The 21,734-nt window shown below is 43.2% G+C and carries 24 protein-coding genes and 6 tRNA genes; 27 read left to right on the top strand and 3 right to left on the bottom strand.

Annotated elements, in window-relative coordinates:
• Nucleotides 1–85: 85 nt before the first annotated feature.
• The gene (locus P5G49_RS02475; protein WP_301241897.1) at nt 86–1,270 is read right to left on the bottom strand and encodes an FtsW/RodA/SpoVE family cell cycle protein; all 1,185 of its coding nucleotides are present in this window, start codon (nt 1,268–1,270) and stop codon (nt 86–88) included.
• A 207-nt stretch (nt 1,271–1,477) separates the two neighbouring features.
• Between P5G49_RS02475 and P5G49_RS02470 the strand changes: the two genes are divergently transcribed.
• The 6 genes from P5G49_RS02470 (at nt 1,478) to P5G49_RS02445 (ending at nt 8,595) form a co-directional block, all read left to right on the top strand.
• A complete protein-coding gene (locus P5G49_RS02470; RefSeq protein WP_301241896.1) occupies nt 1,478–2,542 on the top strand; it encodes a D-alanine--D-alanine ligase in 1,065 nt (354 codons plus the stop codon).
• Between the two features lie 12 nt (nt 2,543–2,554).
• Complete coding sequence (locus tag P5G49_RS02465; protein ID WP_301241895.1) at nt 2,555–3,928, top strand: UDP-N-acetylmuramoyl-tripeptide--D-alanyl-D-alanine ligase; 1,374 nt, start codon at nt 2,555–2,557, stop codon at nt 3,926–3,928.
• Entirely contained in the window at nt 3,925–4,629 is a 705-nt protein-coding gene (locus tag P5G49_RS02460) for an alpha/beta hydrolase (RefSeq protein ID WP_301241894.1), read from the top strand. Before P5G49_RS02465 ends, P5G49_RS02460 begins: the two co-directional genes overlap by 4 nt.
• Nucleotides 4,630–4,983: 354 nt before the next feature.
• Nucleotides 4,984–6,474: a degradosome RNA helicase CshA gene (gene cshA / locus P5G49_RS02455; protein WP_301241893.1), complete on the top strand. Its 1,491-nt coding sequence runs from the start codon at nt 4,984–4,986 to the stop codon at nt 6,472–6,474.
• A 110-nt stretch (nt 6,475–6,584) separates the two neighbouring features.
• A complete protein-coding gene (locus tag P5G49_RS02450; protein ID WP_301241892.1) occupies nt 6,585–7,064 on the top strand; it encodes a PH domain-containing protein in 480 nt (159 codons plus the stop codon).
• On the top strand, nt 7,057–8,595 hold the full coding sequence (locus P5G49_RS02445) for a PH domain-containing protein (protein ID WP_301241891.1): 1,539 nt from the start codon (nt 7,057–7,059) through the stop codon (nt 8,593–8,595). Before P5G49_RS02450 ends, P5G49_RS02445 begins: the two co-directional genes overlap by 8 nt.
• A 47-nt stretch (nt 8,596–8,642) precedes the next feature.
• Here P5G49_RS02445 and P5G49_RS02440 read toward each other — a convergent pair whose 3' ends face one another.
• Nucleotides 8,643–9,245 (bottom strand): rhomboid family intramembrane serine protease, encoded by a 603-nt coding sequence (locus P5G49_RS02440; protein ID WP_301241890.1) that lies wholly within the window; start codon nt 9,243–9,245, stop codon nt 8,643–8,645.
• Between the two features lie 93 nt (nt 9,246–9,338).
• On the opposite strand from P5G49_RS02440, the gene acpS reads away from it, so the two are divergent.
• The 21 genes from acpS to P5G49_RS02335 all read left to right on the top strand — a co-directional run bounded on the left by acpS (nt 9,339) and on the right by P5G49_RS02335 (nt 21,505).
• Nucleotides 9,339–9,695, top strand: coding sequence for a holo-ACP synthase (gene acpS / locus P5G49_RS02435; protein WP_301241889.1), 357 nt, complete (start codon nt 9,339–9,341; stop codon nt 9,693–9,695).
• 86 nt (nt 9,696–9,781) lie between these two features.
• Nucleotides 9,782–10,783, top strand: coding sequence for a LolA family protein (locus tag P5G49_RS02430; RefSeq protein WP_301241888.1), 1,002 nt, complete (start codon nt 9,782–9,784; stop codon nt 10,781–10,783).
• 70 nt (nt 10,784–10,853) lie between these two features.
• The gene (alr, locus tag P5G49_RS02425) at nt 10,854–11,957 is read left to right on the top strand and encodes an alanine racemase (RefSeq protein WP_301241887.1); all 1,104 of its coding nucleotides are present in this window, start codon (nt 10,854–10,856) and stop codon (nt 11,955–11,957) included.
• A 169-nt stretch (nt 11,958–12,126) separates the two neighbouring features.
• Entirely contained in the window at nt 12,127–12,399 is a 273-nt protein-coding gene (locus tag P5G49_RS02420) for a transcriptional regulator (RefSeq protein WP_301241886.1), read from the top strand.
• 4 nt (nt 12,400–12,403) lie between these two features.
• Nucleotides 12,404–12,754 carry a type II toxin-antitoxin system PemK/MazF family toxin gene (locus P5G49_RS02415; RefSeq protein ID WP_301241885.1) on the top strand — a complete coding sequence of 117 codons (351 nt, stop codon included), beginning with the start codon at nt 12,404–12,406 and terminating at the stop codon, nt 12,752–12,754.
• 143 nt (nt 12,755–12,897) lie between these two features.
• On the top strand, nt 12,898–13,728 hold the full coding sequence (locus P5G49_RS02410; protein ID WP_301241884.1) for an RsbT co-antagonist protein RsbRA: 831 nt from the start codon (nt 12,898–12,900) through the stop codon (nt 13,726–13,728).
• Nucleotides 13,725–14,087: an STAS domain-containing protein gene (locus tag P5G49_RS02405; RefSeq protein WP_301241883.1), complete on the top strand. Its 363-nt coding sequence runs from the start codon at nt 13,725–13,727 to the stop codon at nt 14,085–14,087. The genes P5G49_RS02410 and P5G49_RS02405 overlap by 4 nt, the downstream gene beginning before the upstream one ends.
• Before the next feature lie 2 nt (nt 14,088–14,089).
• Nucleotides 14,090–14,488: an anti-sigma regulatory factor gene (locus P5G49_RS02400; RefSeq protein WP_301241882.1), complete on the top strand. Its 399-nt coding sequence runs from the start codon at nt 14,090–14,092 to the stop codon at nt 14,486–14,488.
• A gap of 14 nt (nt 14,489–14,502) precedes the next feature.
• On the top strand, nt 14,503–15,501 hold the full coding sequence (locus tag P5G49_RS02395) for a PP2C family protein-serine/threonine phosphatase (protein WP_301241881.1): 999 nt from the start codon (nt 14,503–14,505) through the stop codon (nt 15,499–15,501).
• An 83-nt stretch (nt 15,502–15,584) separates the two neighbouring features.
• Nucleotides 15,585–15,926 carry an STAS domain-containing protein gene (locus P5G49_RS02390; RefSeq protein WP_301241880.1) on the top strand — a complete coding sequence of 114 codons (342 nt, stop codon included), beginning with the start codon at nt 15,585–15,587 and terminating at the stop codon, nt 15,924–15,926.
• Nucleotides 15,913–16,386 (top strand): anti-sigma B factor RsbW, encoded by a 474-nt coding sequence (gene rsbW / locus P5G49_RS02385; RefSeq protein ID WP_301241879.1) that lies wholly within the window; start codon nt 15,913–15,915, stop codon nt 16,384–16,386. The genes P5G49_RS02390 and rsbW overlap by 14 nt, the downstream gene beginning before the upstream one ends.
• On the top strand, nt 16,361–17,146 hold the full coding sequence (sigB, locus tag P5G49_RS02380; RefSeq protein ID WP_301241878.1) for an RNA polymerase sigma factor SigB: 786 nt from the start codon (nt 16,361–16,363) through the stop codon (nt 17,144–17,146). Before rsbW ends, sigB begins: the two co-directional genes overlap by 26 nt.
• A complete protein-coding gene (locus P5G49_RS02375) occupies nt 17,146–17,742 on the top strand; it encodes a PP2C family serine/threonine-protein phosphatase (protein WP_301241877.1) in 597 nt (198 codons plus the stop codon). Before sigB ends, P5G49_RS02375 begins: the two co-directional genes overlap by 1 nt.
• A gap of 97 nt (nt 17,743–17,839) precedes the next feature.
• Nucleotides 17,840–19,999 carry a Tex family protein gene (locus P5G49_RS02370; RefSeq protein ID WP_301241876.1) on the top strand — a complete coding sequence of 720 codons (2,160 nt, stop codon included), beginning with the start codon at nt 17,840–17,842 and terminating at the stop codon, nt 19,997–19,999.
• Nucleotides 20,000–20,019: 20 nt separating this feature from the next.
• A complete protein-coding gene (locus P5G49_RS02365; RefSeq protein WP_301241875.1) occupies nt 20,020–20,475 on the top strand; it encodes a SprT family protein in 456 nt (151 codons plus the stop codon).
• Nucleotides 20,476–20,644: 169 nt separating this feature from the next.
• Nucleotides 20,645–20,719, top strand: a tRNA-Glu gene (locus P5G49_RS02360).
• A 99-nt stretch (nt 20,720–20,818) separates the two neighbouring features.
• Nucleotides 20,819–20,893, top strand: a tRNA-Gln gene (locus tag P5G49_RS02355).
• Nucleotides 20,894–21,076: 183 nt separating this feature from the next.
• Nucleotides 21,077–21,152 (top strand) — tRNA-Lys (locus P5G49_RS02350).
• 74 nt (nt 21,153–21,226) lie between these two features.
• Nucleotides 21,227–21,312, top strand: a tRNA-Leu gene (locus P5G49_RS02345).
• A 19-nt stretch (nt 21,313–21,331) separates the two neighbouring features.
• Nucleotides 21,332–21,408, top strand: a tRNA-Arg gene (locus tag P5G49_RS02340).
• A 23-nt stretch (nt 21,409–21,431) separates the two neighbouring features.
• Nucleotides 21,432–21,505: transfer RNA gene (locus tag P5G49_RS02335), tRNA-Gly, on the top strand.
• A 1-nt stretch (nt 21,506) separates the two neighbouring features.
• Here the strand turns inward: P5G49_RS02335 and P5G49_RS02330 are convergent.
• The coding region (locus P5G49_RS02330; RefSeq protein WP_301241874.1) for a hypothetical protein at nt 21,507–21,734 on the bottom strand (228 nt) is incomplete at its 5' end.

Raw genomic sequence — 21,734 nt, 5'->3', positions numbered from 1 at the left:
TTTGCTTGAAAACCAGAGTATAAGTATAACGGAAAATTGCTCGTTTGTACGCATTTATTAATTGTAAAATCTTGCATTTATTATTTCATTCATCTTCGGAATCAAACATATACGTCTTGTGGTGGAATTTCATGCTGAAAATCAAGCCGATTGCGAGCATGTTGCTAAAGAGCGAGCTGCCGCCGTAACTGATGAATGGCAATGGAATTCCTGTTATCGGGAGAAGCTGGATATTCATCCCGATGTTTTCAAAAACATGAAAGGCGATCATCGCGATAACTCCCGTGCATACATATACACTAAAAGGATCTTTCAACTCAAGTGCAACTTTTGTTAAATGGTAGATAAGGATGAAATAAAGGGAAATGACAATGCTTGCGCCGATAAATCCGTATTCCTCTCCAATCACGCTGAAGATGAAATCAGTATGGTTTTCGGGAATATATACTTCACGACCAAGAAAACCTTTACCGGACAATTCACCTGAACCCACTGCCAACATCGCCTGGATAAGATTATATCCCTCATCTGATGGATAGGAATAGGGGTCGAGCCATGAATAGACGCGGCGGAATTGATAACGGTCAAAGCCTAATTTCTCCATGAAGTCCTGCGCATAAATTGCCATCCAAAGCAAACTTCCACCTAAAACAGCGCCGCCTGTGAAAAGGGGGACGATGATCTTCCATGAAATTCCGGCAACGAGAATGACTGCCATCGTAATTGCGATGAATACCAATGATGTACCCAAGTCAGGCTGCTTTACGATGAAGAATAGCGGAACGATTAAAGTAATAGCAATTTTCCCTAATAGAATGAAATCAGTTTTTATCGTATTTACCAAGTGGACCTCTTGATGCTTGCTAACGAGGCGTGCCATCCCTAAAATGAAAAATGTCTTAATGAATTCAGAGGGTTGAATCCTTCCGATCATCGGAAGGTTTAGCCATCTTTTTGCACCGAGCCTGATTTCCGCAATTTGGCCTACACCTCCAGGAGCAACCATAAGGAAGAACAACAGGAGGACTCCCATACCGTAAAGGGGCCAGGCGAGTTTCTTATATTGTTCGGGCTCCAAGTAAATGGTGACGGCAACGATGGCCATGCCGACGATGTACCATCTGAATTGAAGAAATGCAAAGTTGATAGGACCGTACTGTTCTGCGGTTTGGGCAGAGGCAATGGCGAAAAACCCGACGATTGCAAGCAAGGCCAATATGAAAGCAAGCGTCCAATCGAAACGGTCGGACGGTCTGTTTTGTAAATCCAAAAGAAATCACCTTTTCTGTTACACTACACAAATATATATAGAGTATAACGTATAAAGCAGACTTAATCATGTCCTTCAAAGGACGCCATTAAGAATAGTAGGTTCCTAAAAGAAAAAGGTCCTTCTATACTATGCATTTTCTTAATCGGAATAAAGTTTTCATGGTAAACTATAATAACGAAATCTAACGGTTAGCGAGGGAGAAATATGAAAAAGAAACTGGGTATTGTGTACGGCGGGAAATCCGCGGAGCATGAAGTATCCCTATCGACTGCCAGAGCAGTGACAAATGCGATTGACTTTGGAAAATATGAAGTGATACCAGTCTATATAACATACGAAGGTGAGTGGAGGAAAGGGGAGCCACTCCTTGCACCAGCGGAAACCATCGAACAACTGCGTTTTAAAAAAGATGTGGAAAAGCCGGATTGCATTGATGACTTCCTGAATGGGAATGACATGCCGGATATCATCCTTCCACTATTGCATGGTACGAATGGGGAGGACGGAACGGTACAAGGTCTGTTTGAAGTGATGAATATACCTTACGCAGGAAATGGAGTACTTGCGTCTTCAGCCGGCATGGATAAGGTTATCATGAAACAGCTTTTCGCCCATGTCGGATTGAAGCAAGTTCCTTATGTCTATTTCATCCGTTCAGAGTGGAGGAAGGATCAAGATCACTGGATCCGAAAAATGGAGAGCGAATTGACCTTTCCTATGTTCGTTAAGCCTGCAAATTTAGGTTCAAGTGTAGGGATTAGTAAAGCTGTGGATCACGAAAGCCTGATTGCGGCAGTTGAGTTCGCTTTGAAATTCGACCGTAAAATTATCGTTGAGCAAGGTGTCTCAGCTCGAGAAGTAGAAGTAGCTGTTTTAGGGAATGATGATCCTAAATGCTCTGTCCTTGGTGAGATTAAACCTGTCGCTGCATTCTACGATTATGAAGCGAAATATCAGGACGGCAATACGGAATTACTCATACCTGCACCGGTCACGAATGCTGTCGAAACGACATTGAAGGAAATGGCGATACGCGCATTCAAAGTTCTCGATTGCTCAGGGCTTGTTCGGGCTGACTTTTTTGTAACAGATCAGGATGAAGTGCTAATCAATGAAGTAAATACAATGCCAGGATTCACACCGACAAGTATGTTCCCGCTACTTTGGCAAAATACGGGCATTTCCTATCCTGAATTGATTGACCAACTAATAGAACTTGCATTGGACCGTCATGAGGAAAAGAAACAGATACAATATACAATGGATTGAGTGTGATGGATCATGAAAAGACAATTGACTGAACTTACAGGATGGCTGAAAGCTGAAGGGCAGAATATGGAAGGGGCAATCGTGACAGGGGCTTCGATTGATACGCGAACGTTGGAGAAAGGGGACTTATTCATCCCGTTCCGTGGTGAACTGGTGAATGGACATCAATATGTCCGACAAGCATTTGAAAAAGGAGCGGCCGCTTCTTTATGGCTGAAGGATGAACCGGGGGCGCCAACAGACTTGCCTTTGATCTTTGTCGATGATTCTGAAATTGCACTTCAGCAACTTGCACGTGCGTACAGAAATGAACTTACATGTAAATTTATAGGCGTCACAGGATCAAATGGCAAAACGTCTACAAAGGATTTGATCACAAGCGTCCTTACACCTTATTTCAAGGTAAAGAAAACAGAAGGTAATTTTAATAATCAGTTAGGCCTGCCTTTGACGATTCTTTCTTTGGAAGAGGATACGGATATTGCTGTTCTTGAAATGGGTATGAGCGGTTTCGGTGAAATTTCCTTCTTATCGGAGTTGGCGAAGCCGCATTATGCAGTCATTTCAAATATTGGGGAAGCACATATGCAAGATCTTGGTTCACGTGAGGGAATCGCAAAGGCTAAATTCGAGATCATCGATGGCTTGCAGGAAGATGGCAAACTATTCTTCGATGGAGATGAGCCGCTATTACAGACTCTTGTTAAATCCCACCCGTCACTACAGTCTGTGACTTTTGGTTATACACGAGCTTTAGATCTTTCGATTATCGATATGGAGTCCGGTGACGAGGGGAGCGATTTCACGGTTGCTGGTGAAGTCGAGGGCAGTTTCACTATCCCTGTCTTCGGCGCACATCAGGTGAAAAATTCATTGGCGGCAATTCTGATTGCGAATGAATTGGGACTTAGCCAAGAACAGATTCGCACTTCACTTCAAAAAGCAAGCCTTACAGATATGAGAATGCAACCTGTTATTTCAAAATGCGGTGCCCTTTTCATCAATGATGCTTTCAATGCTGCACCGACGTCCATGAAAGCGGCACTTGCCTTCTTGCAAGAGACAAAGTTGCGTCCTGAAAAATGGGCTGTCTTAGGAGATATGTTAGAACTTGGCGATAATGAACGGACTTACCATGAATCGATTGCCCATCAGCTCACCAAAATACCATTGAAGGGGATCCTTTTATTTGGACCGCGAATGAAATGGCTTTACGATGAGCTGAAGAAAACCGGGAACGAATCAAAGATTATTTGGTCGGAAGACAATTATGACCCGCTTATTCAAGAACTTGTGAAATCCACCGACAAAGACTCGATTATTTTATTGAAAGGGTCAAGGGGAATGGCTCTTGAAAAAATCATGAACGGCGTAATAGACGCGTGAAAACGGGTGTATTATTTCTCCACGGGTTCACTGGAGGTCCTTTTGAAGTCCGTCCTCTCATCGACTATTTGAAGGAGAGGACAGACTGGACCATTCAGATTCCGGTGTTGCCAGGGCATGACTTCCCGATGGATTTGGGCAAAGCATCGGCGGAAGCGTGGATGATGGAGGCTGAGCTTGGCCTGAATCGATTGAGGAAAGAGGTTGACCGAGTCATTGTTGTCGGCTTTTCGATGGGCGGTATCATTGCACTGTATTTAGCGCTTCGCTACCCGATCGATAAGCTTGTACTGCTGAGTGCTGCAGCCAAGTACATCAGTCCGCGAATCCTACTTGAAGATATGGCGGTCATGTTGTCAGAGTCGGTGACAAAAAACTATCCACCGAACACGTTTTACCATTTGTATGAATATAAATTACGGAATACACCATTGCATGCAACGAAGGAATTTTTACGTGTCGTCAAAATGGTGGAGCCGTATTACGGTAAAATCACTACTCCCGTTTGTGTTGTGCAAGGGAAAAGAGACGGAATTGTCCCGTTTTCGACGGGTGAGCATTTATTGCGTTCCCTTGGCTCTGTACAAAAGCAATTGATCGTTTCTGAAAAAGGGAAGCACCATATTTGCTACAGTGATGATTATCTTGAATGGTTTCCACACGTTTATGAATTCATGAGAAAAGGCCAGTGCGAAATCTGATTATTACTTTATAATGCGGAATGATTGCGGATAAAGCACGACCGTGATAAACTACTATGAGTATTGGATACATTTACACGTGACTCTTCCGGTGGCGAAGAGTACTTTTTTTTGAATAAAACGGTTTATAGTCACTTGCCTCATTTCAAATAAACCGACCGGCAAAGACCAGCTTTCCTTTTCACTATTGCCTCTGAAATTTATGAAGTTCAAGCCCCTTTGAACTTTTGCCCACTACAGAGAATCAAAAATATCGGAAACGTTCCCATAGAAGTTTAAGGCTCGAATTTGCCGTGCTTTCATTTGCAAATGTAACCAATTGCTAAATGAAGAAATCAAAGGAGATTGAGAAGTTTGACGAAATTTTCAGAACTTAACATCAGTGAATCCACACAAAATGCATTGCTGCGCATGGGATTTGAAGAAGCAACACCGATTCAAGAAGGTACGATCACATACGGCATGGAAGGCCGTGATGTAATCGGTCAAGCGCAGACAGGTACTGGTAAGACAGCTGCATTCGGGATTCCAATCATCGAAAAGATCGATGTGAACAACCCATCAGTGCAAGCCCTTGTTATCGCACCTACACGTGAATTGGCAATCCAAGTATCCGAAGAAATCTATAAAATCGGTTATGGAAAACGCGCGCGTGTTTTGACTGTGTACGGCGGCCAAGAAATCGGACGACAAATTCGAGCTTTACGCAACAATCCACAAATTATTGTCGGAACTCCGGGACGAATCCTTGACCATATCAACCGTAGAACATTGAAATTGAACAACGTACAGACGCTTGTCCTTGACGAAGCGGATGAAATGTTGAACATGGGCTTCATCGAAGATATCAATACAATTTTGGAAGCTGTTCCAGCAGAACGCCAGACACTTCTTTTCTCGGCTACAATGCCTCCTGCAATCCGCAAGATTGCAGAAACATTCATGAAAGAGCCGGAAATCGTGAAAATCAAATCGAAGGAAATGACAGTCGAAAACATTGACCAGTTCTTCGTAAAAGCGCAAGAAAGGGAAAAGTTCGATGTCCTTTCACGTTTGTTGAACGTTCACCAACCTGAACTTGCAATCATCTTCGGACGCACGAAGCGCCGTGTTGATGAGCTTTCGCACGCATTAAGCATCCGCGGTTACCTTGCTGAAGGGATCCACGGAGATTTGACGCAAGCGAAGCGTATGTCGGTTCTTCGCCAATTCAAAGATAATAAAATCGATATCCTTGTTGCAACAGATGTGGCAGCTCGTGGATTGGACATTTCAGGCGTAACGCATGTATACAACTTCGATATTCCACAAGATCCGGAAAGCTATGTTCACCGTATCGGCCGTACAGGTCGTGCGGGCAAAAGCGGTATGGCAGTCACATTTGTAACTCCGCGCGAAATGGGTTACCTCCGTGTCGTTGAAGAAACGACTAAGAAGCGGATGACTCCACTTCAGCCGCCGACAGAAGACGAAGCATTGATCGGTCAGCAACGCCTTGCTGTGGAACAATTGGAAGAGCTTATTGCGAAAAACAATTTAAATGACTACTTGCCATTGGCTTCAGAACTTCTTGAGAAGTTTGATGCGAAAGAAATCGTTGCAGCTGCAATTAGATCATTAACGAAAGAACCAGATGATACTCCGGTAAAAATTACGGAAGAGCGTCCATTGCCTAATCGCAAAACGCAATCCCGTGACCGTGGCGGCTTTAAAGGCAGCCGTGGCGGCGGACGTTCCTTCGGTGGCGGTCGTGGATATGGAAGCGGTGGCGGTGGTTCACGCCGTAGCAGCCGTGACCGCGATGGTCGCAGAGACCGTTCAAAAGGCGGCAGAACAGAAAGATAATCATAAAACCTCCGTTGATGAGACATCATCTTCGGAGGTTTTTTCTTTTAGTGAAACATTTTTGTAGGCTAAACGTATAAAATAGGAAGATAGAAAGAGGTGGTAGGGGAATGAGATCACAACCGGCAAATAGGATTTCTAAAAAAGGTTTGAAAGTATGGAGATTGTATGGCTTGATTCAAACGATTATCCTTGCGGTGTTAGCAATTGGCGGCGGAGTGCTGACCTATTTTTTGGAGGGGCCTTGGTGGATTTATGCTGTTGAAACCGTGTTTCTTTTGATAATCGGTTATTTACTTATTATTTTATTCCCGAAAGTCCGATGGATGCGGTGGCGTTATGAGGTGAGGGACTCTGAAATTGAGTTGCAACATGGGATATTCATCGTGAAACGAACGTTGATCCCGATGGTGCGGGTCCAGCATGTCGATACATCACAAGGACCTATTCTAAGGAAATATGGGCTGGCGGAAATCTCGATTTCTACAGCTGCCACAGTTCATACAATTCCTGCATTGATAATGGCGGAAGCGGATGAACTACGTGGAAGGATTTCGGTACTTGCAAGGGTGGCGGAAGACGATGTCTGAACAACAACGTTATAAATTACATTGGATAACTGCTATTATTGAAATGTTAAAAACAATGAAAGAGGCAATTCTTCCCCTCGTCGTCCTGGTATTTGCGAATGGCTGGAAAGGCGGCGGAACGGGACCGTGGTATTTTGAGTATTTGTCTTTTATCATCTTTGGAGTATTGATCATAAGTTTATTCGTAAGCGGAATTATTAAGTGGAAACGGTTCGAGTATTGGTTCGAAGATGACGAGCTTCGGATTGAATCGGGTTTGTTCGTCAAAAAGAAACGTTATATTCCTTTTGATAGAATTCAAAGCCTTGATTATACTGAAGGGATTTTCCACAGACCGTTTGGACTTGTCAAGGTGAAGGTGGAAACAGCAGGTGGCTCCTCGATGAAGAAGGCGGAAGGTGAATTGACTGCCATTACGAAGGTAGCTGCTGAACGTATTAAAATCGAGCTTGCAGAGGCAAAAAAACGGAAAAAGGAAAAACCGGTTGTTGAAGGGGAAGTGACTCTTCTTGCTGATGACAGTTGGGAAGTTCCGGTTGAAGAGACGGTTTCAGTGCGAAAGATCTTCTCGATGTCGACAAAAGATTTATTGATACTCGCAACGACATCAGGCGGTATAGGGGTCATTCTATCGGGGGTCGCCATCTTTATGTCCCAATTCGCGGATCTAATACCGTTTGAATGGATGTATGAGGAGATTTCCGCATTTATCAAATTTGGTGTATTAATCGTCGCGATAGCAGTGTTTCTTGGATTGTTAGGTGTTTGGATTTTATCCGTAGGGATGACCTTCCTTTCCCATTATAATTTTACAGTTTCCTTGGACAAGGAAGATATCATCATTACAAGAGGGTTACTCGAGAAGAAAAGGGTGACCGTCCCGTTGAAACGGATCCAAAGCGTAGTTCTCATCGAAAACCCATTCCGGAAAGTATTCGGTTATGTTTCCGTGAAAATCCATAGTGCGGGTGGGGGAGTTGGAGAAAGCTCTAGGATTAATTTATTCCCACTCGTCAAAAGAAGTGAAGTGGAAACATATTTAAGCGAAATATTCCCTGAATTATATTTAGAAGAACCCTCAAAAAAGCCGACATCAAAAGGACGTCCTTATTATTACCGTATCGATTTCGTGTGGATGTTGCCTGTAATCGGGGCACTAATTTATTTCTTTTTCCCTTATGGACTATTTTCACTCGCTATCATACCTGTCATCGTAGCGTACGGTATATGGCAACATCGTTCCGCGGCATATGAAATTGTTGATCATCAACTGATTATGCGTTTCAGAACGTTTAGCTTGCAGACAGCCTACACGATGAAAAAAAGGATACAGTCAATGGAGATGAAACAAAGCTACTTCCATCGACGTAAAGGGGTCGCGACTATTTTAGTTAATGTCAAATCCGGCATGGGCAGCTACCAGGCCACTGTTCAGCACATGGATGTTGAGGATGCAGAGATGATTTTGGATTGGTACGAGAAGGGTAAGAAGACAAGTGAAGTGATTGTGGATAAAGAGATTATAAACTAATAAAACAGGTGAAGGGGCTATTAACATCCCCTTCACCTGTTTATATATTATCTCCAGCTAATAATTCTCTTCGGATGGAAGTAACTCAACCCGATTATGAACCCGACAATTAGACCCGCAATATGGCCGATGACATTGACGCCGGGTTGAAGGAAGGTCATGATAATGCTAATAACGATAATCGGCAAAATGATTTGGCGTAATTGAGGGAATGCCTTTTTCGTATAATGCACAAGGGCTCCGAATGCACCGAAAATGCCGAAAATCGCGCCACTCGCCCCGACATGGGAGAAATCCCATCCGCCAAGGAAGAATGAGGCAACATTTGCGAAAAGCCCCGAGAGAAGGTAAATCGTCAAGAATCTCATCTTTCCCGCTACCCGTTCAAGTTCGGGACCGAAGATGAACAACGAAAACATATTAAATAGAAGATGCATGAGTCCGACATGTAAAAACATCGGCGTAATGAGCCGCCACCATTCACCATCGGAAATCAAATAGTTGACGCCGACACCTGAATAATACAACTCCCGGCTCGCTTGTATCGGCAAACCAGTTACGATGAAAACAAGGATGTTAATTGCTAACAATGCAGTTACAAATGGATATAGACGAATATATTGGGAAAAACTTTCTGTTCTGATAAACATTTTTTCACCTTACCTTTGGATTCATTATACATAGTTTGCAATCGGATAAGAAGTCTGAAGTACCAAAAACTTACCTTGAAAGGGGATAGATACATGATAGAAGGAATCGGTTTGGATATCGTGGAATTAGATCGGATCTTTAGACTGGACACCGCATCGGATAAATTCCGATTAAGGATCCTATCCGCTCGTGAACAAGAAATATATGCAACGTTACAAACGGCTCACCGGCGAACTGAGTTTTTAGCAGGACGTTTTGCGGCAAAAGAGGCATTTGCCAAAGCGAGGGGAACGGGGATTGGGAAAGAGTGCCGATTTGAACAGATAGAAATATTGCCGGCACCGTCCGGAAAGCCGATTTTATACTTCAAAGATATGGAAGTGGCAGGATTCGTGTCAATAACACATACGCAAACAGTAGCAGCTGCGCAGGTTGTTTTAGTGAAATAATAAATACAAATTGAACAAGCTCGCATAAATGACTGTCCACTCTCATAAGATGACCTACCCGATTGAAATGAGAAAGGATGAACTGAATGCGTAGCCGAATTTTTGTTTTAATGCTAGTTGCAGTCATGGTACTTCTTGCAGCATGTGGATCACCATCGAAAGAGGACGTCATGAAAAAGCTTAGTGGTAAGTGGAACGAGGCAAAAGGGTACGAATTGGAGGCGACGATGGAAATAAAGACGGGCTCCGAGCCGCGGATGTATGATGTTGTCGTTTGGCATACGAAGCCCGACTTTTACAAAGTCAATGTAACGCAAGCGGGCAGCTCGGAATCACAAATGATCGTCAGAAATGAAGAAGGTGTATTTGTTATTACGCCGTCTCTTGGAAAAACATATAAATTCCAAAGTGATTGGCCGACACAAAACAGCATGCCGTATTTAATCGGCACATTATCCGATGACATTAAAGCGGATAAGAACGCAACGATGGAAGAGAAGGATAAGACGTATATATTCGAAACGGCCTCCAGGAATAATCATAAGAAGGTTTTACCGCTTCAACAGATTCACATTGATAAGAAAACCTTACTTCCAAAGTTTGTGTCTGTAATGGATGATAACAAGGATGAAAAAATCCGTGTGACATTTAAAAAGATAACACTTGGTGTTGAGCATAAAGCGTCGGACTATCAGGTCGACATGGAAGAAATTAAATCTGAGAAAAAACCACAGTCAACGGGAGATGGAAAAACAGGCATGAAGTACTACCCGAACCTTGACTGGAACGGAACTGTTCTTGAAGAGGAATCAGTAGAGGTCGAAAATGGTACGAGAACATTCATGACGTATGGAGGCGGAGATAAGGAGTTTGTCGTTATCCAAGAACCGGCATCTGCCCCTAACGATCTTGTAGCGGTATCAGTCGAAGGGGATCCGGTGGACCTTGGTTTCGCAGTTGCCGCTTTAACGGAAAACTCAATCCGTTGGGAACAAAATGGAGTGGCATTTTTCGTAGCCTCATCCACATTGACAGCGGATGAATTGATAACGGTTGCTTCATCTATGCATCCGGAAAATAGCAAATAAGTTTAATTGACGGAGGTGGCCTGCAGATTGATAATAGATAGAAACATTAACCTACAATCGAGGGGTCACTATGGAAAATTACCGTCCGACAAAGGCAATCATCGATTTACAGGCAATCAGGGATAATATTAAAAGTCTTAAGCAATATTTACCTTCCCGCACCTCGGTCATAGCTGTCGTGAAAGCGGACGGCTATGGCCATGGCGCGTTTGAAGTGGCGAAAACAGCTATTAACGCCGGTGCTATGATGTTGGCAGTCGCCACGCTGGAAGAGGCTGTCGATTTAAGGAATAGGGGTATAACCGCGGACATACTTGTCATGGGGCCCTCGCCCGTGGAGGTTGCAGATAAGGCAGCGGTGTTAGGGATTCATATTACTGTCTCGGATACTGAATGGCTACGTGAGGCCATCCTGAAAATCGGTTCAGGTTTTTCCTTAAAAGTGCATGTAAAAATAGATAGTGGAATGGGTAGGATTGGGCTGAGGGATGAAAAATCATTAAATGATCTTGTAGATGTGATCAAGGGGACAACGGCGATTCGTCTTGAAGGGGCCTTCACACATTTTGCCTGTGCAGATGAAGAGGATTCCAAAAAGACGGAAGTGCAATTCAATCGTTTTATGGATTTGGTGGATGCATTCCCAGAACGACCAAAGCATATCCATGCGTCGAATAGCGCAGCTGCTTTGTTGTATCCGGATTATGCGCTTGATGCTGTGCGTTTTGGCATCGGCATGTACGGAATCCCACCATCTCGGTATGTTGAAACAAGATTACCATTCGATTTGAAGAGGTCATTCACATTGGAAACAGAACTTGCTTATGTGAAGTTCCTTGAAAAGGGTAGTGGGGTCAGCTATGGCGGGGCATACGAAACGGAGCAAAGTGAATGGATCGGAACCTTGCCGATTGGTTATGCGGACGGGCTTAAACGTGGACTCCGAAACCAGGAAGTTCTCATTGCGGGTGAAAGGATGCCGATTGTCGGCACCATTTGCATGGATCAATGCATGGTGAAACTTCCATGTGAAATGCCAGTCGGCGAGAAAGTAACATTGATTGGTCGCCAAGGCAATGAAGAAATAAAAATGGAAGAATGGGCGGACCGCCTCGGAACGATTCCATACGAAATCGCAGTAACAATAGCAAGACGTGTACCAAGAATATATTGAACCTCTCATGGATAAGATGATACTGTTCCGGCTTTCGACAAATGACCACATTATTTGAAGATTCTTGTCAATAAAAACCCTACTTTGTCTTCTCATTGTCGAACTTCAATGGTAAGATAGACTTGAATAGAATCGATCGAGGGAACGGGGTCTGTCGGAGGTGCTAGTAGTGCGCGAAAAAAATGTCAAAATCATAAAGGTTCCAAAAAGGAATATAAATGAAAATGAACATACGGCCGTTCATCAAGAGCCGGAGCGTGGAGAATTCGTTTATGTTTCAACAAAGCGGTACGTGACTGGTCGCGAAGCGGATACAATCCGAGAAGCGATGATGGTCGGCTACGTTGAAATGTCGCAAATCAACCTTAGAATCGCCAAAGAATGCTTGCATGCGGAACTCGAAGCCCAGCGTACGATGGAACGTCTCGTAAGCGGAGGATGAAAAGTTGGCAATAAAACGTGGAGACGTCTTTTTTGCAGACCTGTCACCCGTCGTTGGTTCCGAACAAGGAGGGACGAGACCGGTGCTTGTCATCCAGAATGACATTGGTAACCGGTTTAGCCCTACAGTGATTGTTGCAGCGATAACTGCACAAATCCAGAAGGCTAAATTGCCGACACATGTAGAAATCAAAGCGGAACGCTATGGGTTCGAGCGGGATTCTGTCATCCTGCTCGAACAAGTCCGCACAATCGACAAGTCAAGGCTCACGGATAAAATCACCCATTTGGACGAAGTAGTGATGGAGCAGGTAGATGAAGCACTTGAAATAAGTTTTGGTTTAGTCAAGTTTTAGAATACATATAGAAAAGCACTCTGGATCTAAGATTCCGGAGTGTTTTTTATTTTTTACCTAAATGTAAATAGATGCCCACATCCGCATTTTTCTGTACAATAGGGACAAGGGATTCTTAATCAGTTTGGGAGGCTTGCAAAGATATGAATAAAATCACAGTAGAAGGCATCCGTCAAAACATGGATGAAATTATTGAACGCTGGATAAAAACGATGAAGGAAGAAAAAGGAGAACGATTTTTCCACTTCATGCCTGATCATCTTATCGAAAAGACAAGCAGGGAATTTGCGGAATTAATGACATCGAATATAGATGAATCAGATGCTGCAAGTACTGAGAAAATAAATGATTTTACCGAAAAAGTCGTACGCTTCGGATGGGCGATTAAGTTCGTAAACAAAGCAATCGATAATTTTTCAGATATCGTATTTGAATTACTTGAAGAAAAACATATCATTAATGATGCAAACTTTAAATCTTTTAATCAACTGTTTAAAAATTGGATTAACCCGCTCAGGGAAAGCATTATAGATGCTTACTCAACAGAATGGGAAAGAACGGTTAGCTTACAGAAAATAGCATTGCAAGAATTATCGGCTTCTTTGATTCCGGTATTTGAAAAGATTTCAGTAATGCCCCTTGTCGGAACAATCGATACTGAACGGGCTAAATTAATAATGGAAAATCTTCTTGAAGGTGTTGTCAGCCAACGGGCTGAAGTAGTATTGCTTGATATTACTGGGGTCCCTGTCGTTGACACGATGGTAGCGCATCATATTATACAGGCGGCGGATGCAGTTCGTTTAGTTGGAGCGAAATGCATGCTTGTAGGTATTCGTCCTGAAATTGCGCAGACAATCGTAGCTTTAGGTATCAACCTGCATGAATTCACAACGAAAAGTACATTACAAAAAGGAATGCAAGCAGCCTTAGGCTTGACTAACCGAGCGATTGTGGAGGTGGAAGAACAATGAAAACCCGTATTCCGATTTTGAAATTAAATGATGTTCTTATCGTATCCATCCAGTGGGAATTGGATGACCAGACGGCGATCCAATTCCAAGAGGATTTATTGAACAAAATGCATGAAACAGCCGCTCTCGGGGTAGTGATCGATTTGACTCCGATAGATTTCATTGATTCCTTTATCGCAAAAGTCTTGGGGGATGTTATCAATATGACGGGCTTAATGGGCGCTAAGGTCGTTATTACGGGGATTCAACCAGCAGTTGCCATTACATTGATCGAGTTAGGGATTCGGTTAAATAATGTAATGACGGCATTGGATTTGGAAAACGGGTTGGATAAACTTAATAAAGAATTGGAGGCCTGACAATGAAAAGGTCTTCTGTAGAAATAATCACGGAATGGGATATTGTTGCTGCAAGGCAATTGGGGCGTAACGAGGCAAAAAAAGCAGGGTTTGGAACTGTTGACCAGGCAAGAATCACAACTGCAATCAGCGAATTAGCAAGGAACATTTATTTGTATGCAGGAAAAGGTAGGATCGAAATTGAAAGAGTGACGGATGGCGGGAAGGATGGCATTAAAGTCGTTGCATCAGACGAAGGTCCGGGAATCCCTGATTTGCGTAAAGTGATGGAAGATGGCTTCTCGACATCTGGCGGGTTAGGTGCCGGGATGCCTGGCGTGAAAAGACTTATGGATGAATTCAAAGTTATTTCCGAACCTAACAACGGTACTACGATAACGGCGACTAAATGGCTCCACTAAGGAGGTGAAAGGGAATGCCACAAGTAGTTGGTAAACAATACAAAGAAATATTGAAAAAGTATTTGGAAAGCCATAGTGAAGAGGATCTTTATGTAGGACAACAATTCAGCAGGCGTTTCATTGAAAAGGAAATTGCCCCTGAAGATGTCATTAGTATACATAAAACAGCCCTTCTTGAACTTCACCCCGAATTGCAGGATGAAGTATGGGATTCCCTGGACTTTCTTATTGAGATGATGATCCATTACGGGTTTACATTGCGCGAACGCCAAAGCCTGATACGTAAACAAGAAATCATTCAAATGGAAATGAACGTTGCTACAAAAGTTCAGAATACCCTCTTGAAAACTGAAAGCCCTATAGTTGAGGGATTGGATGTCGGCTGGATTTCCGAGCCGGCTAGACAGATGAACGGGGACTACGTCCATTTTATCAATCGTGAGCATGAATCGAGTGTAGCGGTTGCTGACGTTATGGGGAAGGGGATTCCTGCTGCACTTTGCATGTCGATGATCAAATTCGGAATGGACGGCCTGGTAGGCGAAAATTCAAATCCGGGAAAAGCGCTGTCCACTATTAATCGCATTGTTGAAAAAAGCGTAGATGATTCAATGTTCATATCTATGTTCTATGGAAAATATAATTCGGAAAACAAAATGTTCTCCTATGCTTCAGCGGGTCATGAACCTGCATGGCATTTCAGCAATGAAACAGGAACTTTTTTGGAGTTGGATGCGAAAGGGTTGCTGTTAGGTGTCAAGGTGGATTCGGTTTACGAAGAGCGTTCGGTTTACATGCAGGAAGGTGATTTCATCGTGATGATGACAGACGGTGTAACCGAAACGAGAACCGAAGAAGGTTTTATTGAGATGAAAGAGATCCAAAATCTTTTATTAGAAGTGAAAGAGAAATCTGCAAGCCAAATTGCTGAACATGTTTACAATAATTTAACGGAAGCCCAAAACCATAGACTAAGTGATGACTTTACGATTGTTATCTTCAAAAAGAAGTAAAACAAGGTTTAGTTTTAGGATATGGGGGTATTAAATAAGTTAGTAATTTAGTTACTATGAAAATAGAGAGTCGGGGTGTAGAAATGAATTTACAAGTTAATATACTGGAAGACAACAGTGTTCAATATTTTAAGGTGGTCGGCGAAATAGATGCATTTACAGCACCTGTTCTGAAGGAAAGGCTTGCCACCGTGCAAAGCGTACAAGGACTTAAGGCTCAACTCGATTTGTCGGAAGTAGATTATATGGATAGTACGGGGTTAGGAGTGTTCGTCGGATTCTATAAGGCGGTCACTGCTAATGGTGGGCATGTGAAAATAACTGGTTTGAACAGAAGATTGAACCGGCTTTTTGAGATTACTGGATTAGATGAAATTATCGATATTGAAATGAGGGAAAGTGAGGACAATGATGGCACAATATGATTATATAGAAATCAAAATACCTGCCAAGGCACAATACGTTGGCGTAGCACGGCTTATGATCTCTGGAATTGCAAGCCGTCTTGGATTTACATACGACGACATCGAAGATTTGAAGATTGCCTCCAGTGAAGCGATCACGAATGCAGTCCAACATGCATACGGAGATAGTGAAGATGGAGAAATTGTTGTAGGATGCGCTATGTATGAAGAACGCCTCGAAATAATGATTGCAGATCACGGTGCAAGTTTCGATTTTGAAGAAACAAAAAAACATATCGGGCCATATAGCACCACTTCAGAAGAACGGTTCCAGCGCGAGGGAGGACTAGGACTTTATTTAATGGAGACGCTAATGGATGAAGTTAAAATTCATCATGAGGAGGGCGTGACAGTCTTAATGACTAAATATCTCGGCAGAGAGCGGGGCGAAGAAAATGTCAAACGATCAGCCAACTCATAAGCCGGATACAAAAGAGCAAGTTTTAGAATGGATCAAACAATACCAAGAAACGAATGATGATGATGCGCAGACGAATCTTGTCCTTCATTATGAACGACTTGTACATTCCATCGCACGAAAATATTCTAACGGGAAACCATATCACGAAGATATTGTGCAGGTAGGAATGCTTGGCCTGTTAGGTGCAATCCGGAGGTATGATCCGGATTTGGGCCGCAGTTTCGAAGCTTTTGCCGTCCCAACTATCGTAGGTGAAATTAAAAGGTTTTTGCGCGACAAGACATGGGCAGTCCATGTTCCGAGGCGTATCAAGGAACTTGGTCCGAAAATCAAAGCCGCCGTTGAAACGTTAACAATTGAAATGCAACGATCGCCACTCGTAAGCGAAATAGCGGAATACCTTGAAACGGACGAGGAATTAGTACTTGAAGCGATGGAGATGGGTAGAAGCTATCAAGCGCTTTCGATGGACCATACATTAGAAGCGGATTCAGAAGGTGGCACGGTGACATTGTTCGATATTATTGGTGAATCTGATGATGGTTATGAAAGAACAGATCATCGCCTTGTTGTGGCAAATGCTCTAAATGTGTTGTCGGAGCGTGAAAGGCAGATTATCCAGTATACATACATCGAGCAGCTAAGCCAAAAAGAAGCCGGGGAACGCCTTGGCATTTCTCAGATGCATGTTTCAAGACTTCAAAGAAAAGCAATTAAAAAACTGCAAGAGGCTATAATGGCAGCAGGCGGTGCTTCTTAGTGCAGAAATTCATAAACGAATATGTCGAAGCTTATGTCTATAATGCTGCAAAACAAGGGAATAACGAATCGGGTGATATGTATTTCCTCCATTCGGAAAAGGACTACTTCATCTGTGCGATAGCAGATGGTTTGGGTAATGGAGTGGTTGCGAGGCAATCCGCCGAGGTCATCCCGAAAATCCTTGAACAATATCATCATGAATCACTCGATGATCTTATGAATCGGTGTAATGAATTAATGGTCCAAAAACGCGGTGCGGCGGTTGCGATTGTTCGGGTGAATTATGTTGAAAGTACGATTGAGTATAACTGCATAGGCAACGTTCGCATGTATATACTACATGGTCGTGAAAAGATGATTTATCCATTGCCGGTTATGGGGTTTTTATCGGGAAAACCTCAAAAGATGAATACACAAAAATACAACTACGATATCGGAGACCTTTTCTTTCTCCATTCAGATGGAGTATTGCTGAAAAGCCCAAAAGCAACTATGAAACAAAGCTCGAATGCTTTAGAATTGTACAACTACGTCAAAGACTCGGCAACAGCCGGCGACGACGCAACTTTTATAGCCTGCAGCCTTCTTCAATGATGGCGCAGGTTTTTCTTTTGGTGATTTTTTGGTTGGATTGGAGTAGATGAGCTGTTAAATGGTAAACTGGTAACAACGAAAGAAAGGGTGGAAATGAATGACGAATACTATTATAGAAGCAACAGCAAAAAGAGCGGGCTTAAACGCAAAGCAAACCGCCAATGTCATTTCGCTACTTGACGAAGGCAATACGGTCCCTTTCATTGCGCGTTATCGAAAAGAAGCGACAGGATCTCTCGACGAAGTACAAATCAAAGCAATCGAAGATGCCTATCATTATGAAAAAGGTCTTGAACAGCGAAAAGAAGAAGTCATCCGGTTAATAGAAGAACAAGGGAAGTTGAATGATGAATTAAGAAAAGAAATTGAGGAAGCGACTGTCCTCCAAAGAGTCGAAGATTTGTACAGGCCGTACAAACAGAAGCGTCGAACAAGGGCAATGATTGCGATTGAAAATGGACTTGAACCCTTGGCGGATCGCTTAATGGCGTTTGGTCAGGAAAAGCCTGAGGATCTTGCTGTGAATTTCCTGAATGAAGAGAAGAAAATCACATCCATCGAGGAAGCGTTGGCAGGAGCTCGCGATATTATTGCGGAAAGGATTGCGGATGATGCAGCCCTTCGCGAAAATGTGCGAAAACTTGCGTGGTCTGATGGACAGATCGTTTCTGCATTGAAAAAAGATGCCGATGATGAGCGTAGTGTCTATGAAATGTATTATGAATATGAAGAACCCCTGAAAAAAGTTGTGCCACACCGTGTACTTGCCTTGAATCGTGGGGAGAAGGAAGAAGTACTCCGTGTCAGCGTCGCCTTTCCAGTGGAACGAATTATTTCGGGGCTGGAACGGGCATTGATCAAAAAACAACATTCTCCTTCAGCGGCTCAAGTGAGCGAAGCTGCAGAGGATGCATTCAAACGTCTAATCGCTCCTTCGGTAGAGCGGGAAATAAGAACGGCATTAACGGAAAAGGCGGAAGCCCAAGCAATCCATGTATTCTCGGAAAATCTGAAAAGCTTACTATTGCAACCCCCGTTGAAAGGGAGAATGGTTTTAGGAGTCGACCCTGCATTCCGTACCGGGTGTAAACTTGCGGTAATTGATGAAACCGGTAAAATGCTTGAGGTATCTGTCATTTATCCTCATCAGCCGAAGCCGGATAAAGAAGGTTCCAAGAAAACAATCCTAAAGTTACTCAAGAAATACAATATCCCGATCATTGCAATCGGGAACGGTACAGCGTCAAGGGAAACCGAAAAGTTCATTGCTGACTGTATCAGGGAAAATTCCAATCCGGTATCATATGTTATTGTCAATGAGGCAGGGGCAAGTGTGTACTCCGCATCATCCCAAGCACGTGAAGAATTCCCGGATCTCCAGGTGGAACAACGAAGTGCAGTTTCCATCGCACGTAGGTTGCAGGATCCTCTGTCCGAACTTGTTAAAATCGATCCGGAGTCAATCGGCGTTGGTCAATACCAGCATGATGTTGCACGGAAAAAGCTTTCGGAATCACTTTCATTCGTCGTTGAAACTGCTGTTAACCGAGTCGGCGTCAATGTAAATACCGCATCCTCTTCACTATTGCAATACGTAGCGGGCCTTTCGAAGACCGTTGCAGAAAATATTGTAAAAGCGCGTGAGGAAGTAGGACACTTCGAAAAACGGACGCAACTTAAAAAAGTTCCACGTCTTGGTGCGAAGACCTATGAACAAGCAATCGGTTTCCTTCGAATCCCTGAGGCGAAGGATCGCTTCGACTCAACTGGACTTCATCCCGAAAGTTATTCGGTAGCTGAACAAGTGTTGGCTGAAGCTACTATTGATAAAAATATGATTGGTAAACAAGAGGCAATAGATGCCCTTGCGAACTTGGATGTTAAGGCATTGGCGAAAAAGTTGGAAGTGGGAGAAGTGACATTGCATGATATTATCGACACATTGCAACGTCCGAATCGAGATCCCCGTGACGAATATCCCCAACCACTATTGAAGGCGGATGTCCTTGATATGAAAGACTTATATGAAGGGCTTGAAATGCAAGGAACGGTACGGAACGTTGTCGATTTCGGTGCATTCGTCGATATCGGTGTACATGAAGACGGACTCGTCCATATTTCGAAACTTAAAAAAGGATTCGTCAAGCATCCATTGGATGTTGTCGCGTCAGGGGACATAGTTACTGTATGGGTAGAAAGCGTTGATAAGAATAAAGGAAGAATCTCCTTGACGATGATCCCGTTAGCGGGGAAATGATTGCCGGGGTGAACGGATAAATGCAACAACAAGAACTGCAGCAACTCGTCCAGAATCTATCAATTGAGGTTTTCAGAAAGCCATTCACGCATATCGCTTCCTTCAATCCAAGGCTTCGGACAACAGGCGGGAGATATAAACTTCAGGACGGCTCCATTGAGATAAACCCGAACGTCCTTGAACTGTATGATAGGGATGAACTGATAGGAATCATCAAACACGAGCTTTGCCATTACCATCTGCATCAGGAAGGAAAAGGCTATCGCCACGGCGACTCGGACTTCAAAGAGTTATTAAAGGCAACGAATTCACCACGATATTGCAAACCGATGACAACAGAAAATCCTAAACCGAAAAAGATCCATCTATATAGATGTAAATTATGTGGCCTGGAATATAGGCGCAAGAGAAGAATGGATGTGCGGAGATATAGATGTGGGAAATGCAAAGGTAACATAATAAATATCCCTTCCTAACAACCACGCCAAGCTTATTGTATCAAGGCTTGGCGAGGTTGCTTAATATTCTTTGAAAAAAACTTGAATAAAACTGTTGACGAATTGGATAGGGGTGTCTATAATAGGAAAAGTCGATAAGGCGCTGCGAACAAAACAGTTTGAAACTCCTTATCAAATTAATAAAAACGGCCCCTTGGTCAAGCGGTTAAGACACCGCCCTTTCACGGCGGTAACACGGGTTCGAATCCCGTAGGGGTCACCACTTTTTAAAATGTATAACTTCCATGTTTAGGTTCATAGTAAAAAGGGTAAACGTAATAAGCGCCTTAACTGAAGAACATGAAGTTCACATAAAAATTATTGGGGTATAGCCAAGCGGTAAGGCAACGGACTTTGACTCCGTCATTCGTTGGTTCGAATCCAGCTACCCCAGCCAATCATTTTTTTCGAGAAGCGAAAAAAATGATTTGCGAGTAATCCCGCAAGGGATTAGGAGCAAAAGGTTTTAATGCCAAAGCATTATAGGTATTAAAGCGAAGGAGCAAACGGTTTTAATGCCGAAGCAATCCAAGTTCTTACCAAAGAGCTAAAAACAAACATCAAAGCATTATTACAACACGAGCCATTAGCTCAGTCGGTAGAGCATCTGACTTTTAATCAGAGGGTCGCAGGTTCGAATCCTGCATGGCTCACCATCCTAACTTTCTCTTTGAAAAAGTTATTGACATTTTAAATAAAAGTTGTATAATAAACTATGTCGCAGATTAACGCGGTAGTGGCGGAATGGCAGACGCGCTAGGTTGAGGGCCTAGTGGGGGTTACCCCGTGGAGGTTCAAGTCCTCTTTACCGCACCAACTTCTATTTATACAATGAGCGCCCGTAGCTCAATTGGATAGAGCGTCTGACTACGGATCAGAAGGTTGTGGGTTCGACTCCTGCCGGGCGCGCCATATAATATAATACAATATAATACGCGGGTGTAGTTTAGTGGTAAAACCTCAGCCTTCCAAGCTGATGATGAGGGTTCGATTCCCTTCACCCGCTCCAATTATTTTAAAAATAACACTTGACTCGATAGATGATAGATGTTATATTGGTAAAGTTCTTCTCGATAAGAACAACCAACAAATGAACCTTGAAAACTGAACAGCAAAACGTCAACAAATAAAGTTCTGGAGCCGACCCTGTCGGTGAAAGGGACAAAACGAATCTTCGGATTCGAAATTGACATCTTAAATGATGCCAGCAAGAAACTCGAGCTATTCGAATTTCTCTT

Origin of the sequence: Sporosarcina highlanderae, from assembly GCF_030433715.1 — a bacterium.
GTDB classification, from domain to species: domain Bacteria; phylum Bacillota; class Bacilli; order Bacillales_A; family Planococcaceae; genus Sporosarcina; species Sporosarcina highlanderae.
This window is presented reverse-complemented; position numbering and strand designations above follow the sequence as displayed.